The sequence below is a fragment of the Lewinella sp. genome, from assembly GCF_050633125.1.
Lineage (GTDB): Bacteria > Bacteroidota > Bacteroidia > Chitinophagales > Saprospiraceae > Lewinella.
In genome coordinates this window covers 35,699-50,031 of record NZ_JBOEFX010000074.1, presented here as the reverse complement: position 1 = coordinate 50,031, position 14,333 = coordinate 35,699, and the positions used below count along the sequence as shown (strand labels likewise).

General features: G+C 45.0%; 14 protein-coding genes. 4 read left to right on the top strand and 10 right to left on the bottom strand.

Annotation, left to right across the window (positions count from 1 at the left end; translation table 11 throughout):
• Positions 1-48: 48 nt before the first annotated feature.
• From ACRBG0_RS16155 to ACRBG0_RS16140, 4 genes are all read right to left on the bottom strand, one after another.
• Complete coding sequence (locus tag ACRBG0_RS16155; protein ID WP_431487904.1) at positions 49-594, bottom strand: c-type cytochrome; 546 nt, start codon at positions 592-594, stop codon at positions 49-51.
• A gap of 65 nt (positions 595-659) precedes the next feature.
• Positions 660-2,876, bottom strand: coding sequence for a DUF5916 domain-containing protein (locus ACRBG0_RS16150; RefSeq protein ID WP_431487903.1), 2,217 nt, complete (start codon positions 2,874-2,876; stop codon positions 660-662).
• A 627-nt stretch (positions 2,877-3,503) separates the two neighbouring features.
• Positions 3,504-4,079, bottom strand: a complete 576-nt coding sequence (locus tag ACRBG0_RS16145) for a DinB family protein (protein ID WP_431487902.1) — start codon at positions 4,077-4,079, stop codon at positions 3,504-3,506.
• A gap of 91 nt (positions 4,080-4,170) precedes the next feature.
• On the bottom strand, positions 4,171-4,764 hold the full coding sequence (locus tag ACRBG0_RS16140; RefSeq protein ID WP_431487901.1) for a Crp/Fnr family transcriptional regulator: 594 nt from the start codon (positions 4,762-4,764) through the stop codon (positions 4,171-4,173).
• Between the two features lie 108 nt (positions 4,765-4,872).
• Here ACRBG0_RS16140 and rpsU point away from each other — a divergent pair, with 108 nt between their 5' ends.
• The 3 genes from rpsU (at position 4,873) to ACRBG0_RS16125 (ending at position 6,439) form a co-directional block, all read left to right on the top strand.
• Complete coding sequence (gene rpsU, locus ACRBG0_RS16135) at positions 4,873-5,064, top strand: 30S ribosomal protein S21 (RefSeq protein WP_431487900.1); 192 nt, start codon at positions 4,873-4,875, stop codon at positions 5,062-5,064.
• 197 nt (positions 5,065-5,261) lie between these two features.
• A complete protein-coding gene (locus ACRBG0_RS16130; RefSeq protein ID WP_431487899.1) occupies positions 5,262-5,699 on the top strand; it encodes a CBS domain-containing protein in 438 nt (145 codons plus the stop codon).
• Positions 5,700-5,770: 71 nt separating this feature from the next.
• Positions 5,771-6,439, top strand: coding sequence for a class I SAM-dependent methyltransferase (locus ACRBG0_RS16125; protein ID WP_431487898.1), 669 nt, complete (start codon positions 5,771-5,773; stop codon positions 6,437-6,439).
• Here the strand turns inward: ACRBG0_RS16125 and ACRBG0_RS16120 are convergent.
• The 6 genes from ACRBG0_RS16120 to ACRBG0_RS16095 form a co-directional block, all read right to left on the bottom strand.
• Complete coding sequence (locus tag ACRBG0_RS16120; RefSeq protein WP_431487897.1) at positions 6,432-6,974, bottom strand: SelL-related redox protein; 543 nt, start codon at positions 6,972-6,974, stop codon at positions 6,432-6,434. The genes ACRBG0_RS16125 and ACRBG0_RS16120 overlap by 8 nt on opposite strands.
• Positions 6,975-7,175: 201 nt before the next feature.
• Positions 7,176-7,409 carry a hypothetical protein gene (locus tag ACRBG0_RS16115; RefSeq protein ID WP_020535407.1) on the bottom strand — a complete coding sequence of 78 codons (234 nt, stop codon included), beginning with the start codon at positions 7,407-7,409 and terminating at the stop codon, positions 7,176-7,178.
• 223 nt (positions 7,410-7,632) lie between these two features.
• Positions 7,633-9,696 carry a sodium:solute symporter family protein gene (locus tag ACRBG0_RS16110; protein ID WP_431487896.1) on the bottom strand — a complete coding sequence of 688 codons (2,064 nt, stop codon included), beginning with the start codon at positions 9,694-9,696 and terminating at the stop codon, positions 7,633-7,635.
• A 139-nt stretch (positions 9,697-9,835) separates the two neighbouring features.
• Positions 9,836-11,233: a hypothetical protein gene (locus ACRBG0_RS16105; RefSeq protein ID WP_431487895.1), complete on the bottom strand. Its 1,398-nt coding sequence runs from the start codon at positions 11,231-11,233 to the stop codon at positions 9,836-9,838.
• 222 nt (positions 11,234-11,455) lie between these two features.
• On the bottom strand, positions 11,456-12,031 hold the full coding sequence (locus tag ACRBG0_RS16100; RefSeq protein ID WP_431487894.1) for a 30S ribosomal protein S16: 576 nt from the start codon (positions 12,029-12,031) through the stop codon (positions 11,456-11,458).
• A 283-nt stretch (positions 12,032-12,314) separates the two neighbouring features.
• Positions 12,315-13,397, bottom strand: a complete 1,083-nt coding sequence (locus tag ACRBG0_RS16095) for an SH3 domain-containing protein (RefSeq protein WP_431487893.1) — start codon at positions 13,395-13,397, stop codon at positions 12,315-12,317.
• A 172-nt stretch (positions 13,398-13,569) separates the two neighbouring features.
• Here ACRBG0_RS16095 and trmD point away from each other — a divergent pair, with 172 nt between their 5' ends.
• Positions 13,570-14,262, top strand: coding sequence for a tRNA (guanosine(37)-N1)-methyltransferase TrmD (trmD, locus tag ACRBG0_RS16090; protein WP_431487892.1), 693 nt, complete (start codon positions 13,570-13,572; stop codon positions 14,260-14,262).
• The last annotated feature ends 71 nt before the right edge of the window (positions 14,263-14,333 follow it).

The window sequence follows — 14,333 nt, the reverse complement described above, 5'->3', positions numbered from 1 at the left end:
GAATACGCATAATTTGGTTCGTCTTAAATTTTAATAAAGGGGCTATATCTACCAGGCTTCTCCATGTTGCTCCTCGAAGTGCTCAGGAAACCAAACTGGGACAGGTAAATCATTATCATAGATAAACGCTGCCAGCTGCTGTATCTCTGCTAATGGCAAGGAGACCGGAGGCATCAACCCAAACCGGCGTATGGGTCCGCGCATTACCGCATTTTCTTTGGTGGGCGTTACCGTAAATGTGGCCAATCGCTGCACAAAAACATTGCGATCCGGGTACAGTTGCTGGTACTTGTTTTTTATGCCAGCCAACGGAGGAGCCAGCATATCATCATGGGAAGCCGACTCGGGATTGTGGCAGGAATAACAATGCTGTTTCAATAGGCGCGCACCTTCTTCTTCCGACAATGGGGTAATTTGCTCCAGGTCGGCCAATGTTTCAGCGGTGAGTACTTCTTCTTTATTGGCAGGTTCTGATTGGCAGGAAAAAGTTATGCCACTTAGAAAAAGAGCCACGACAAACAAGGTTGCCGTATGGCTAACACGGTTCCAAGTAGCCCTCTGTTTGAAAATGTATGGAGCAATTATCTTTCGCATCGTCCAATGGGTGTTGGTTCAATCTCAAAGATCAGTCCTCCCCCATTGGTATTCTGTGTTCTTGATCACAGAACCAGCCAATAATTCAGCTTCAGTACCAAGGCACGGTTTTTGGGCCCCCAAACTTCCACAGCGTAATTATCGGTATACACAAAAAACAACCACGACAATGGTCTAAACTGCCATTGTAACCGGCTATTGATGTTGAAATTATCATCTTGGGTATTGTATTGCACGAAAGTGTTCCAAAAGAGGTTCTTAGAAAAATTCACTTCAGCTCGTGGGCCAATCAGCCACAACTCCTGCTCACCATAATTCTCAGGAAACTTCAGTCGGTTGTATTCTGCCGAAAAAGTAAAATTCCCCCAGGGTTGTACGCGGTACTGGGCACTCGCTCCTAGCAAAATACGCTGACCATTATAAAAACCACCCGACTCGGCCCGCAAATTGAAACCAAATCGCTTGCGCTGATCAGACGAATAATTCATACCATAGTCTAGGTAATTATAGCGGCCAGCAGGTAGTGGATCTTCCTCTGTAAAATCAAAGGGAAACAATAAGTCCGTCGTAAAACTGGTTCCCCCAACGACCAACCGGGAGGAATTGGGGAACACGGCTTCTGCAATAACGGACGTCGTTCGTTCATTCAAGCTATAGTCATCGTTCAGAAAAAAGGCGTTCTCAAGAGTGATATTCAGGTTTTGCAACCCGTCTGCGGCGGGCAATAAAGTAAGGGAGACAGGAGTATAAAGAATCTTGTATCCTCTTCGAATCGTTGTATCTCTAAAGGCATCATAATTCTCCAGGCGATTCACAAAACCCACGTCTGCAAAATAGTTTTCCCCTACAGATACGTAGTCAACCAAAAGGTTGAAATTTGCCCCCGTATAAAAGCCCCCCATGTTATAAAAGGTGTGCTCCTCTTTCACCCCTTCCCGAAAAGCCCGGTGATACCCCGCCCAGCCTTCCCAACTGCCATCGGCACTTTGATAATTAAACTCCAAGTCAGCATTGCGGTTGTAATCAGTAGTACTAAACTCACCATCCACAAAAGCTTGCCGGTTGGTAAACATCCCCCTAATCGTAGACCGCTCCAATACCCGATGAGAAAAGGCTGCCGTCATATAGTTCTGCCCGTCTTGTATGTCGTTGGCCTTGGTTTGCACTCCCAGCACTCCTATCCGCAAATCGTCGGTCACATTGCCCGTCAGGCGCGCACCAAAGGTGATGGGCACCGCTTGGCCATCTTCATCCAAGCCAATACGTCGGCTAAAAAAAGGCCGCGCGGGAGGAATACCAAAGCTGGCAAACAGATCGCTGTTCTCTAAAAAGAAATTCCGCCGCTCCGGAAAAAACAAACTAAACCGGGTCAGATTAGTCTGCTGCACATCCACATCTACCTGACTAAAATCAGGGTTCACCGTAAGGTCTAGGTTGAGCGAGGGGCCCAGTGCTATCTTGGCATCTACGCCGGCCTGTCCTACAAAATCTTCCAAATTTTCAGGGTCCTCGGCTTCTTTATCTTGCTGATAAGCGCCCGACAGGTAAGGTATTATGGCTACATTGCCTTTCGCCACCGGAGGCGCAGCATCCCATAGCAGCTTACCGGAGTATCCTTGGTCAATTCCCCAGAATTGTCGCGGAATCGGTGCCCATACGTGAAACTGATTGTGCTTGATGTCATTCCTCAAAAAATTGATCCCCCACTCCGTCGTGCCCGCTTCATAGCGCAAGGTCTTAAACGGAATGGCCATCTCTACCGTCCAGCGATCATCGTATTGCTGGGTCTCTACAAACCAGATATTGTCCCAGTTATTGTTCCAATTACCATCACCGCTGCCGCCTCCCAGAAGGGCCTCCATCTGTACACCCAATGGGTTTACGCCAAACATAAAACCATTGGTGGCCTCGTTTACAGGATCCAACGTGACTGCTACAGCATCGCTTTCCCAATAACCAGCATCTCGCTTCAGCGTCTGAATAATATGGTTTTGGCTGGTATCGTAACAGACAATGCCTACGTACAAAAACTGGTCATCATAAGTCAACCGAGCTTCGGTTTTCAAGCTTGCCCGTACGCCATCACGCGGGTCTTTCTCCCAAAAACCATCTGCTACCGCTGCCTGCTGCCAGGAAGCTTCCGACAAAACCCCATCCAGCTGAATCTCGTCGCTTGATCGTTGAATACTAAGCTGGTGGGAAGATTGATTCGGGCGTTCGCTTTGAGCTTGGACAAAGCATCCAAACAGACAGCCTAGCAAGGCCAAAAAATGACGATTCATGGTGGTATAATTTGCGTTTCTTCGGTTAGGAGCCCTTCCAAAGTTCATGTAAAGTTGGCCCGGGAGCCACAACACAAAAACCCCTTCAGGAGTTCCGAAGCGCAAAGGTCGGAATTTATAGCTTAATCATTCCCATTTCTATAATGTTGCATCACCACCAGCCTATCGGCGGTGGCCAGGCTGTTCGCTCTTTCTGCTCCTTAAAATCGGGTTTGAAACCCGATTTTAAGGAGCGGAACCACTACCATCCTTTGCTGTTGCGTGCCTACCGGCCCACCGCGCTTCGGCCGCTGGCCTGCGCGTTTCTTTTGGGGCGGAGGGCTAATCGCACCAGTGCCAATCTACGTTCAGGCAGTCAAAGTCGGAAAGCGGAAGTGGGAAGTCGGAATTAAATTGGTGTATGCCGAGGGCATGGCTATGCCAAAGGTGTAAAGGTTGGAAGGGTGTAATGGTTGTTCAGGATAAGACAAGACAACGTCGGAGATCGGAAAGCGGAAGTCGGAAGTATCGTGACACACGAAGAAGAGGTAAACGTGCCATTAACAACCCTCTTCTATTTCCGACTTCGGAAAAGATTCCCCAATCGTACCAATGCGATCATACGTTCAGGCAGAGAGACCCGATCCATCAATCGACCACCGGGCCATTTTTCCGCTCAATATGCTGAAAATGCCGCTCCTGGTGCGCAATCACAAACCGGAAACTATCACCCAACTTCAGTCGTACCATTTTACTCAATGAGGTAGGTACTCGGTGCCCACCCAAATCTACTTGCCGGGCCCGTTGCAACAAATACAACAATCGGTTTTGGAACCCCAAGAAGGCTTCCAGTTCAGCTTCCACCTCCAATTCACTACTATGTGGGGGGATTGCGTTTGCGGGTGATTTCATTTTCACCTTAAGCGGTTGTTCCTCTTGTGCCGGACCAATAATGGTTGTAAAATAATTACCCAGCCAACCACTACTGAAGGTTTCTTTGGAACTGCTCTTTGCGCTATCCAGGCATTGCTCAATGGCTTCCGTGTAGAAGGTCGCATAAAAATTCAGATGATGCAGATGCTGCACAACACTCCAGCTATCTTCCGCCCCTGGGGCGCTTAGACGGGCTTCGCCAGCGGTACGGAGCTGAGCAATAACATCAATTCCACGTCGTACGGTGGCTTCCAGATTTTGCAATAATTCCTTACGATTAAATACAGGCATCGTTCCTTTTTTTGATTCTATCACAAAGAACTCGCTATTTCAGAAGAAAAATCTTGAGGAATGTCATGATTTAGAAATTATGCAAAAGCACTCACAACTTCACACTCCCCAGCAGCCGGCTAAAAGTCGCCGGATCAATACCTAAGTAGGAGGCCAGGTATTTATGGGGAATTAAGTTGAGTACATGAGGACTGCGCTCTAAAAGGGCCCTGAATTTTGCTTCTGCACCAGCCGTTTGTAGCTCTGCTTGCCGCAGCAACACCCCCTCAAAAGCCGTGGCAGCCAAGGCCAGCGACAATTGGTTCATCTCCGAAAAAGTCAGGCACTGCTCCATAAAAGCATGATAAGGTATGCGTAAGAAGCGGCTCTCCGTCAGGGTTTCCAGATAGAAATGAGACGGATGTTGCCCCAAGAAAGAGTCTGCTACACCACTTAGTGATGGCGCATAGGTAAACACCAAAGTAGCCTCTTTGGCGCCATCTTCGGTTAAGAAAAACACCCGCTGAATACCGTCCAATACAAAATAAAGATATCGCTCCCGATCCCCTGCTGTAGTCAGAATGGTACGCCGCTTAGCCGAAAAAGGCTGCCAAGCAGGTAAACAAGCATCCCATACCTCTTCTCTAATCTTGACTGTTTGATTAAAAAAGGCCTTCAACTGTTCTTTATCCGCATTAATATCCATCGTGTGATGTTATTTTCCTGTTAGCAATCAAAAAATACATACCCAATACTTGTTATTTTAGCAGATACTCTTATCTTTGCACCGCAAAATTAATAACTCGTAGTAATTATGCTAATTATCGACGTTCGCAGTGGCGAATCTATTGACAAAGCACTCAAGCGTTACAAGCGCAAATCTATCAATACTCGCGTGATTCGTGAAGTACGAAATCGTCGTGAATTTACGAAGCCTTCAGTAAAGCGTCGTAAAGAAACATTAAAGGCAATCTACAAGGAAGACAAATTTCGCAACGTCGATTAGTCATTCCCTACGAGGTAAAAGCCCCAGCACTAATAGTGCCATAAAATCCCAAATGTCCTTCCGGATATTTGGGATTTTTTATTGCAAAAGATCAAGCATTCATTACTTGATAAAGTTCATAAACTAGACTGAGAAAAATCACCAGCGCCATAGTTCATTCCTCCGAAATTGTCGGTATTAATCAATGACTACAAGTTATGAATAAGCTACATACCGTTGAACGCATTATGACTAAAAATGTCATCAGTGTATTTGAAACTGCTACCTTTTCTGAGGTCAAAAAAATATTTGACAACCACCACTTTCATCACTTACCCGTGCTGGATTTCGACAATAAACTAAAAGGTATTATCAGTAAAGAAGACCTTGGACGAGCTACTTACATTCTCAGCCTCAACTCTACTGGTGCTACCTACAGTGAAAAGGAGTTTGATTACCTCTCTGCTCACGACATGATGTCTGCCTATCCTGTTTTCCTGACACCCGACGATCAAATCGATCTAGCTGCTGATGTATTCCTGTCTAACAAGATGCATGCCCTCCCTATTTTGGATGATGGCAAACTGATCGGTATTGTGACGACCCACGACCTTCTGCGTTATGCCTTTACGGAGATGCGCACTGGTGTTTATTAGGCTTTTTCTGCGATAGGTAATTTCATTTGAAATATAACAAACAAGCCTTACCTTCGAGCCAAAATACACTATTGACATTTCCTTACCAGACTCAAACAGACACCCTCGATCTGCATGGCCTTGCAGTAAACATTACACACATTACCAACGGTGATGAGTTGCTTGATGCCTTAATCAAGAAAGGGGAAGATCATGAGGATTACCTCGACCAACGGATTCCCTATTGGGCAGACCTTTGGCATTCGGCCATTGCATTGGGAAGGTACTTGGTGCGTGAAAACATCATCAGCCCAGGGCTACGTGTAACAGAAATAGGTTGCGGCCTTGGGTTACCAGGAATTGTTGCAGGCATGTTAGGTGCGGAGGTTACTTTAACCGACTACCTGCCTGAACCTTTAGATTTCTTGAAGAAAAATTGGAGTCAAAATTTGCAAGTCCCCTTGCAAACGTTGACAATGGATTGGCGGAAACCAGCCGAACTCCTACAAACCGACTTGTTACTCGCTTCTGATGTCGCTTACGAACAACGTTTCTTCGCCGATTTGGAGCATGCTTTCAAAAAAATGATGAAACCAGGGGGGCGTATTATCTTGACAGAACCCTCCCGCCAAATGGCAAGAGGCTTTATCGAAAAGCTTCGGCACCGTTCTGATTATAAGTTACGATTAACTAAAGAAGAGGTTTCTTGGGATGGTGTTACCCGTTCCGTCAATATTCTGGATATTCTGGTACTTATTTGATTTCGCAGCAATTTAGGACAAGACTTTCGTAATCTGGACGATCATGAGAAAGGCGGTGAATGAAGGCATCTTTGATTTTTCCTTCATGGATAACGAATACCCCTGGCATTTGAAAACCGTCTCCGATCTGTCTAAAACCAGCGCCATTCCCTTCGATGACACTAGACTGAAATCCTCGGATCCATGACTGTAGCCCATACAACTGGGTAAAGTTACCTTTCACTAATCCAAATTTTGCGTAGTAGTCACACTCGGGGTCGCTGATATGAACGGCACCTGGTAATTCGTAACGCTGAAAGTAGCGATCAGCGATCTTGTTTTCTGTCATGTGTACGAAAACAACGCCAATTCCCTTTGATTCAATCCGGGGTTTAATCTTAGCAATATCACTCAATGCCTCACGGCAGAAGGTACAGCCAAAGTGTCTTAAGAAAACCAACAATACTGGGTGCTCAAAGGAAAGGTGCCAGAGGTTGGTACCTTGGTTAGTGAGCATACTCTCCATCGTCTCCTGGTCCACTAAAAATGTACTCATATACCGCTTCTGAAATGAATTTATTTCATTCTTGCCCATCTAACAAAATTAGGGTAGCTAATTGTTCATGACTTTTTACTAATTTTTACTCTTGCAGTGGGTACAAGTGGATTAACAAGCTACTTCAGAAAATAAAACGGGCTACCTCCAAATGAAGATAGCCCTATTGGTTCGCTAAACATTAGTGTTAAGCTGATTTGATCAGGCGTCAGAAACGGCCAGATCATTTTCGTACTTCCTGACTAAATTAGCTTGATTAGAAGCTAGGTGATTTAAAACCTTTAGTTCATCTTCCAATTTAGCGGAGTGTTCTTTGAATTCAACCAATTCGCTTAATGCTTTTCGTTTGCGGTTAATGTCCAAAATTCGATTCAGGGTCTGTTTTAAGGCAATACGGGTTCTTAGCAACCTCTGCTTGAGAGACCTACGATTCATGAGCATTGGGTTTGATGATAAAACGATTGTATAGCAGCTATAAAAACATATTCACAATTCTTACGCTGATCATCCCTCAAATTACGAATAATATTTTGAATATATCAGCTATTCCAAATTTTAACAAATAACAATTACTTCCTATAAAACCTTCCAATCCTCAATTTAGTTTGCCTGCAAAGGAATTTTAACATCCAATACCCCTTATTTCCTATACAAACTGTTACTGTTGAATTTTTGACCAATTCCGATAAATAACCCAGCCTGCTACCAAAGACAGCAAAAGGCTTACAGTAGCCTGCCCAAATGCACCATAAAGTAAAAATCCGGTACTAAATAACAAACCATAGACCAAAAAGCAGCCTGCAAACATACAGCTCAGCTCTAGCATAAATGAGCTTGTAGGGATAGGAGCGGCCAACTCTTCTGCTTTTTTAGCATACTGAATGACAGCATCCCAACCCGCTGAATGTGGACGAATGAGGCGGTAAAATCGAATAAGTGTGTCTTTCGAAGTAGGCCTGGTAAGGAAGGTTACCAAAACCCACCCTACAGTTGTTATCCCAACACTATACACCAAACGGGCATGGTCGGGTAAATCAACGGGGTGCAAAAACTCAAAATAAATTGCTACGAAGAAGGATATAAACATCGCTGCAATTTCAGAATAAGCATTGATTCTCCACCAAAACCAACGGAGGATGAATAAAAGTCCTGTCCCTGCTCCGATTTGGAGAATGATATTGAAAGCCGCCAGGGCATCTTCCAACGCCAGCGCCAACAACGCGGCCAATGCCATGAGAACAACGGTAGCAAAGCGGCCAAGCCGAACCTGTTGCTGCTCTGTTGCTTCAGGTTTCAGGAAGCGCCGATAGACATCATTAACCAAATAAGAAGCGCCCCAATTGAGGTGCGTAGAGATCGTAGACATAAAAGCGGCAATCAAAGCTGCTAACAATAACCCTAATAGCCCAGAAGGCATAAACTGCAGCATCAGCGAGAATCCGAGGTCATGCCCCAACTTACTCAACGCAATATCCGGTTTTGCCAAATGGATATAAACCAAGCCCTCCTCGGCCAGAGGGTCGGTCCATTTTGCTTTATCTGTAGCTGTCTTATTTTTTTCGTAATAAATATAGGCCAATGACCGTACTTCCAACGACATGGGATGATCTTGAACAATCGTTGCTAGTCGTTCATAATCAGCCTTTTTTTCCTGTCCGGAATTTTGGGCTATCTGATAGGCAAGGCCATCCTCTAAGGAAGCCAAAGCATCATCATCAAGGTGATTGTTTAAAAAATCTGCAGCATCCGCATGTACGTAAACCTGAGGCGTTGCAGGAGAAGGGTTAACCTTTAATGGGTAATAAATAAGGGAAGCTAGAGCAATCAGTAACCAAGGCCAAGGCCGGAGTGCATAATGAGTGATATTAAACAATAGCGTAGCACCAATCGCATGTTTCTCGTCTTTGGCCGACAGCATTCTCTGCACGATATAACCTCCTCCTCCAGGCTCTGCGCCAGGATACCAGACAGACCACCACTGCACTGCTAAAGGAAGAATAAACAGCGGCCATACAACTTCCCAATTATTAAAATCGGGCAAGAAGTTCAATTTTCCTTGCAAATTGGGATGAGCCAATAAGCTATCAAGCCCTTGAATATCCGGGCGATCAAGGATAATCATGGCAGCCCATATCATTCCCCCCATCGCCAGGACAAACTGAAAAAAGTCGGTAATGATAACACCTCTTAGCCCACCTAGGCCTGTGTATATAACGGTAACAAGAGAAGCAATCAGAACCGTTTGTACTGGCGTGAGCCCCAGTAAAACGCTCCCAATCTTAATTGCTGCCAGGCAGACGGTCGCCATGATCATGACGTTAAAGACAACGCCCAGGTAAACCGCTCGAAAACCTCGTAAAAAAGATGCAGGCTTCCCACTGTATCGAAGTTCGTAAAACTCGAGGTCTGTCAATACACCGGACCTTCGCCAAAGTTTAGCATACAGAAAGACCGTGAGCATTCCCGTGAGCAGAAAAGCCCACCAGACCCAGTTGCCGGATACACCATTCTGACGAACAATGTCGGACACTAAATTTGGGGTGTCAGCACTGAAGGTAGTGGCGACCATACTGATACCAAGGAGCCACCAGGGCATACCACGGCCAGATAGAAAAAATTCGGCAAAACCTTTACCGGCTCGGCGGGAGGTCCAGACCCCAATTACCAATGAGAAAAGGAAAAAGGCGGCAATGATGCCCCAGTCAAGGGTACTCAAACGCATAGGAAGGAACTTTAACGACGATAGCGTATTGGTTAATCGTGCTCAATTTAACAAATTCCGTGCCTTGCGCAATACTTTTAAGCCTCCGTATTCATCAAAAAAGCCGCAAGCAGTGCCTGCGGCTTTTTTTGATGCCTATTTATTCGTCTTCTTTCTTCTTACGCTTACGCCGTGTTTTGAAGAGATTGACAATTTCTTTGTCCGTCAAGAAGCCAAAATCAAGGAATGTTGCTGAAACAAACTTTTTGATATCCTGGTAGTCTTTACCACGCTTATCCGTATAGACTTTCAGTAACTTTTCAACATAAGTCATTGAAAGTTCTTTAAGGTCTTGGTTAAACTTCTGGTTACCAAAGAGCCCCATGTAAACCGCAAAAAGCTTTGTAATTTCAAAATATTCAGGGTAATCCTTTGCTTCAAGATTTTTAACAAAAATGTCAAAATAATGAAAAACCGTACGGCGGATACCTTCATTAAAAGAGGAAAGCCCTTCGTGGTTTAGGTATACCTCCCGAATTGCCTCTTGGGTTGGCTCGTTGGTATAGCCCTCGGTATGAATTTTTTCAATGATCGTAAAGTAATCACTAAGCTGGTCATCGGTTTGGCGATCGTATAGTGCAGCCAGATTCAGATCAGCCTCGGGGGTTAGTTTTACTTCCTTATGAGCATGGAGATACAACAAAAACTCCAATTGAGCCTCATCTGCATCAGGCAGGCTTGTACGCATTTTCTCAATGGCTTCGCTGAGTACTACCTGGCTATCGTCAGGTAATTCAAAGAAAGCACCATAGAGCGTAGCTATTTTCATGTGTTCTATTGTACCATTGAGTTCATCACTGCTCACAAAAGCATCAAGAGGGGGTACAATGGAAGAATTATCTTCCTGTGTATTGATACGATATAACAGGAAGCGCTCAAGGCCAGCGTATTCGATAGTAAGCTCTGCTGGCGTATCCGGAAACACAACAGAGAGGTAGTTTTCACTAACAAACTGGCGGTTATAGCGAGCGTAATCACGCTTACGTTCATCCAAAACCCGCAAGCGATCTGATTTCAAGCCTTGCAAGTAATGGCGTACCCTGCGATTATCGATCGCATTGATCAGGTTAGTCACCCATATATCACTACTTAAAGCGAACCCAATCTGGATGGTTTGCCCAATCCGTTTTTTAAGGATATCGAAATTTGCTGAATTGCAAATGGCCAGGAGAATATCCTGAAAGTGATGTTGTGGTCGAGTGTACTTGTAACGATGATCGACGGTTCCTCTTAATACACTAAACCCAAGGATACGGGGAAGGAAGAGGCCTTCGAAGGCCGTATCCAGAAGGATGCGCTCGAGGTGAATAAGTTGTAGTGGGTGATGGGCTGCTACATCCTGATAAACCAAATTGATGTTTGGCTCAAACATCTCTTTAAGGGTATTGAAGTATTCTTCTTCTTCCTCTTCGAGGTATTGCTGCAAAACTTCACTTGCCTGGATTTCTCCGGCTATTGTTTCTAATCTTTCCAGGTATTCTGGTATTAACTCATACATCCTAAGCTATTTTTTATAAAAGCGAACCTGGTAGTGCAACATTCGGCACTACCAGGTTCACTGCAATAATTTTGGAATAAAGTATGGCTTTTAGGAAGCCGTTGCAAATATACATTGTGTATTCTGCAAAAAATAATTTCGGGCGTTAAAATATAAATGGAAAAGGGCTTACCTGCCAGTAGCAAATAAGCCCTAAGTCAGCTTTTATAGAAAACGAAGGGTTTAAGCTTCGTCTTTCTTTTCTTCTTCAGCAGCTGGTGCTTCTTCCGTAGCAGCTTCAGCAGCTGGCGCCTCTTCGGCTGGTGCTTCAGGAGCGGCCTCTTCAGCAGCAGGAGCCTCTTCAGCAGCTGGTGCTTCTTCGACTACAGGAGCTTCTTCGACGATTACAGGAGCATCACCAAACAATCTAGCGTGGAAGTTCTCGATTTCTACAAGAGAAGCTTCGCGGCGAGCAGTCACTTTTTCTTCCTTAGCGTCAATCCATTCTTGCCATTTCTTATCGGCTTCCTCTTGGGTAAGTGCACCTTTTTGTACACCACGCATCAAGTGCTTGCGGTACATTACACCTTTAAAGCGAAGGATAGCGCGAACGGTATCCGTAGGCTGTGCACCTTTCATCAACCATTCGTAAGCCTCTTCACGATCGATATCGATGGTAGCAGGCTTAGTCATAGGGTTGTAAGTACCCAACTTAGAGATAAAACGGCCATCACGTGGTGAACGTGCGTCGGCAACTACGATGTGGTAGAAAGGGCGTTTTTTACGACCCTTACGCTGTAAGCGAATTTTAACTGGCATATTTAAATGTCCTGTTTTGTTGAATGATCCCCGTTTACCTTGTCCAGCAAGCTACGGGATTGCCAAATTTCCCACCCTTTTCCGAGCGGAGCCGCAAAGATACGCTTATTTCGTTATCCTGGTAACTTTTGCCTAAATTTATTCGTACTCGCTGCACTCTTAGAAGTGCTCGTTACACTTGTGAAGGTGTGATTTTAATGAACCGGAATCGAGGAGTATTCGTTCCTCGCGTTTGTGCTCGCTTTGCTTGCGGTACTTGGGTAATCACGAGACGACAACTGAGCTAGCACCCTCCCCAACTCTCAAGCGTATCATCGGCTACGCGGTGCCACTCCCAGTTTCCCTCCTTTTGTTCAGACATTAAAAGGAAAAACCTTTCTGAGCCGCCACAACATTCACTCGTGTTGGGCTGGTAGAAAATGAGGTCCGGCATCAAGTCGCCATTAATATCCCCTTGCCAGAAGATTCTTGGATAATGATGAAAATAAGTCATTAATTCTTCATCAGGATAAGCAACAAACTCTGGTGTAAAAGATTGATCAGGATTTACCCGATAGTAATTTGAATTCTGATAATAACTTATTCCAAGAGAATAATCGATTTCATCCTCAGACGCATAAGTTCTTTTTGTCGGCTGGGCATGGCCGGAAAGTACGTATTTCCCACCGTCATTGGTGTCAAAAATATTGAGTTGTTGATAAGGATATATTTGTTGTCCCCACTCAGGGTAATTGCTTGATTCACTATGATAAGTCTTTTGAACTAATTCTTCTACCGCTGCAACGGGTTGATGAGTGCCAATGAAAAGAAACACATAGTCGTCAGATACTTCCAGGTCCATACTCACCAGTCCCTCTTCATCATCCCAGTTATAGTGTTCCTCCATGGTCATTGGTTCAAAATCTACTTGAGGGTCCACTTTTTTCAAACGAAAGTCACCTTGCTCCTCCCCTGCCTTGGCAATGAGTGCATACCAGTAAAGGTCAGGATCGTAGTTGAGTGAACTGATTCGCATCCCAGGAATAACAATACGAAAATCACTATTCCTCCCGTCTTCTGCCGGCTTAAACAAATAACCTCTTTTAAGGTAGGGAGAAAACAAATAGCCTTCCTTCTGTTCATATCGAACAGGCACCCAGTACCCGCTGATGTCTCCAATGGTATCTCTTTGTTCGTAATTGATTTCATCTTCCAACGCAGTGATCTGGGTATTAAAAGGAATCGCAGTTAAACGGTCGTACTCAAGTCCGGGGCCTTCCCGGAGCGTAAGTCCTGAAGTCGCCGTGACTGTAAAAAAAGCCTCGTCATACTGTCCGAATAAAAAATGAGTGCTGATAATGATTAGTGCCAATAGTGTGGTGCGCATGTTCTTGTGATTTAGTTGATGCATCAAAAATAGAGGCACATCTACCACCAAACTACCCTTGATGAGTAAGTGTCGTAACTGGCTGAGCATTTGTAAGCACGTATTAGAAATTGGCTGTCAAAAATTGTGAGTAAGAGAAAAAATGGTCAGCTTTGCGAAAAATCAGCCGTCCATGCGTATTGATATTATTTCCGTGATGCCCGAGTTATTGCGCAGTCCGTTTGAGCATTCGATCATGAAGCGTGCACAAGACAAGGGCTTGTTAGAAGTTGTTACCCATAATTTACGCGACTATGGTTTAGGCAAACACAAGCAGATCGACGACTACCAATTCGGGGGCGGCGCCGGGATGGTCATGATGTGTGAACCATTGGCTAACTGCATCGATGATCTTACGAAGGAACGCACTTATGATGACATCATTTTCCTGACACCAGATGGAGAACGGTATCGGCAAGCTATTGCCAATCACCTTTCCCTTAAAGAAAACCTCCTATTCATTTGTGGGCATTATAAAGGAATTGATGAACGCATCCGCGAGCATTATGTGACCAGGGAAATAAGTATTGGCGACTACGTATTAAGTGGTGGCGAGTTGGCTGCGGCAGTAGTGGTAGACTCTATAGGCCGGCTACTCCCTGGGGTTTTAGGAGATGAGCAATCAGCACTGACCGATTCCTTTCAGGACGATTTACTCGCGCCCCCTGTATACACGCGTCCGGCTTCCTTTCGTGGGCAAGACATTCCAGACATTCTCCGCTCGGGAAACACCCCAAAAATTGAAGAATGGCGTTATGAGCAGGCATTGGCCCGTACTCAAGCCAGGCGACCTGACCTGCTGGACGAGGAGGGGTTAGTTAGTTAGTTAGTTTGTTTGTTTGTTGGTTGGTTGGTTGGTTAGCCTTTCCTAAATAACGTTGGCAGGTTTATTAATTA